The 3,119-nt window shown below is 57.2% G+C and carries 2 rRNA genes; both read left to right on the top strand.

Going from position 1 to position 3,119, the window contains the following annotated elements:
- Window positions 1-17: 17 nt before the first annotated feature.
- Window positions 18-1,539, top strand: a 16S ribosomal RNA gene (locus tag A8G18_RS18940).
- 304 nt (window positions 1,540-1,843) lie between these two features.
- A 23S ribosomal RNA gene (locus A8G18_RS18945) occupies window positions 1,844-3,119 on the top strand; the annotation flags it as partial.

Here is a 3,119-nt window from a genome sequence, read left to right on the forward strand (position 1 = left end):
GGGGTGATTGTGAGTCTTCAACGGAGAGTTTGATCCTGGCTCAGGACGAACGCTGGCGGCGTGCTTAACACATGCAAGTCGAACGATGAAGCCCAGCTTGCTGGGTGGATTAGTGGCGAACGGGTGAGTAACACGTGGGTGATCTGCCCTGCACTCTGGGATAAGCCTGGGAAACTGGGTCTAATACCGGATAGGACCTTCGGCCGCATGGCTGGGGGTGGAAAGTTTTTCGGTGCAGGATGAGCCCGCGGCCTATCAGCTTGTTGGTGGGGTAATGGCCTACCAAGGCGACGACGGGTAGCCGGCCTGAGAGGGCGACCGGCCACACTGGGACTGAGACACGGCCCAGACTCCTACGGGAGGCAGCAGTGGGGAATATTGCACAATGGGCGCAAGCCTGATGCAGCGACGCCGCGTGAGGGATGACGGCCTTCGGGTTGTAAACCTCTTTCACCCATGACGAAGCGCAAGTGACGGTAGTGGGAGAAGAAGCACCGGCCAACTACGTGCCAGCAGCCGCGGTAATACGTAGGGTGCGAGCGTTGTCCGGAATTACTGGGCGTAAAGAGCTCGTAGGCGGTTTGTCGCGTCGTCTGTGAAAACCCGCAGCTCAACTGCGGGCTTGCAGGCGATACGGGCAGACTCGAGTACTGCAGGGGAGACTGGAATTCCTGGTGTAGCGGTGAAATGCGCAGATATCAGGAGGAACACCGGTGGCGAAGGCGGGTCTCTGGGCAGTAACTGACGCTGAGGAGCGAAAGCGTGGGTAGCGAACAGGATTAGATACCCTGGTAGTCCACGCCGTAAACGGTGGGCGCTAGGTGTGGGTTTCCTTCCACGGGATCCGTGCCGTAGCCAACGCATTAAGCGCCCCGCCTGGGGAGTACGGCCGCAAGGCTAAAACTCAAAGGAATTGACGGGGGCCCGCACAAGCGGCGGAGCATGTGGATTAATTCGATGCAACGCGAAGAACCTTACCTGGGTTTGACATGTACCGGACGACTGCAGAGATGTGGTTTCCCTTGTGGCCGGTAGACAGGTGGTGCATGGCTGTCGTCAGCTCGTGTCGTGAGATGTTGGGTTAAGTCCCGCAACGAGCGCAACCCTTGTCCTGTGTTGCCAGCACGTAATGGTGGGGACTCGCAGGAGACTGCCGGGGTCAACTCGGAGGAAGGTGGGGACGACGTCAAGTCATCATGCCCCTTATGTCCAGGGCTTCACACATGCTACAATGGTCGGTACAGAGGGCTGCGATACCGTGAGGTGGAGCGAATCCCTTAAAGCCGGTCTCAGTTCGGATCGGGGTCTGCAACTCGACCCCGTGAAGTCGGAGTCGCTAGTAATCGCAGATCAGCAACGCTGCGGTGAATACGTTCCCGGGCCTTGTACACACCGCCCGTCACGTCATGAAAGTCGGTAACACCCGAAGCCGGTGGCCTAACCCCTCGTGGGAGGGAGCCGTCGAAGGTGGGATCGGCGATTGGGACGAAGTCGTAACAAGGTAGCCGTACCGGAAGGTGCGGCTGGATCACCTCCTTTCTAAGGAGCACTTCTCCCGGCGAGGGTTCACACAGGTGAATGCCTCTCGGGCAGAGACTGTTTCGTTCCCACAGGTGGAACGGCAGAAGCTCATGGGTGGAACGCTGACAAGTACTTTCCATCGGTTCTTCTCTCTAGTAGAAGAGCCCGGAAGGTTATATCGGTGCACTGTTGGGTCCTGAGAGAACACGCAATGTGTTTGATCAGCGACGATGACTTACGAAGGCGGTTGGCCGTGTGGCCGGCGTTGGTAGGGGTTGTTGTGTGTTGTTTGAGAACTGCACAGTGGACGCGAGCATCTTTGTTGTAAGTGTTTATGAGCGTACGGTGGATGTCTTGGCACCAGGAGCCGATGAAGGACGTGGGAGGCTGCGATATGCCTCGGGGAGCTGTCAACCGAGCTGTGATCCGAGGATTTCCGAATGGGGAAACCCAGCACGAGTGATGTCGTGTTACCCGCATCTGAATATATAGGGTGTGTGGAGGGAACGTGGGGAAGTGAAACATCTCAGTACCCACAGGAAGAGAAAACAACATGTGATTCCGTGAGTAGTGGCGAGCGAAAGCGGATGAGGCTAAACCGAGTACATGTGATACCTGGCAGGGGTTGTGTATTCGGGGTTGTGGGGTTCGTTGTGTCGGCGCTGCCATGCCGGCCGACAGTGAGAAATCGTCGTGTTAGTCGAAGTGGTCTGGAACGGCCCGTCGTAGAGGGTGAGAATCCCGTAGACGAAAACATGGCGACTGTCGATACGAATACCCGAGTAGCACCGGGCCCGTGAAATCCGGTGTGAATCTGTCGGGACCACCCGATAAGCCTGAATACTCCCTGGTGACCGATAGCGGACAAGTACCGTGAGGGAAAGATGAAAAGTACCCCGGGAGGGGAGTGAAATAGTACCTGAAACCGTGCGCTTACAATCCGTCAGAGCCTGCGCATCCTTCGGGGTGGTGGGTGATGGCGTGCCTTTTGAAGAATGAGCCTGCGAGTTAGCGGCATGTCGCGAGGTTAACCCGGGTGGGGTAGCCGTAGCGAAAGCGAGTCCGAATAGGGCGATCTGTAGTGGCATGTTCTAGACCCGAAGCGGAGTGATCTACCCATGGCCAGGGTGAAGCGACGGTAAGACGTCGTGGAGGCCCGAACCCACTTAGGTTGAAAACTGAGGGGATGAGTTGTGGGTAGGGGTGAAAGGCCAATCAAACTCCGTGATAGCTGGTTCTCCCCGAAATGCATTTAGGTGCAGCGTCGCGTGTTTCTCACCGGAGGTAGAGCTACTGGATGGTCTAGGGGGCCCACAAGCTTACCGAAATCAGCCAAACTCCGAATGCCGGTGAGTGAGAGCGCGGCAGTGAGACTGCGGGGGATAAGCTTCGTAGTCGAGAGGGAAACAGCCCAGATCGCCGGCTAAGGCCCCTAAGCGTGTACTAAGTGGAAAAGGATGTGGGATCGCTGAGACAACCAGGAGGTTGGCTTAGAAGCAGCCACCCTTGAAAGAGTGCGTAATAGCTCACTGGTCAAGTGGTTCTGCGCCGACAATGTAGCGGGGCTCAAGTACACCGCCGAAGCCGCGGCATTCACA

Source organism: Rhodococcus gordoniae (assembly GCF_001646655.1).
In the GTDB taxonomy this organism is placed as follows: domain Bacteria; phylum Actinomycetota; class Actinomycetes; order Mycobacteriales; family Mycobacteriaceae; genus Rhodococcus; species Rhodococcus gordoniae.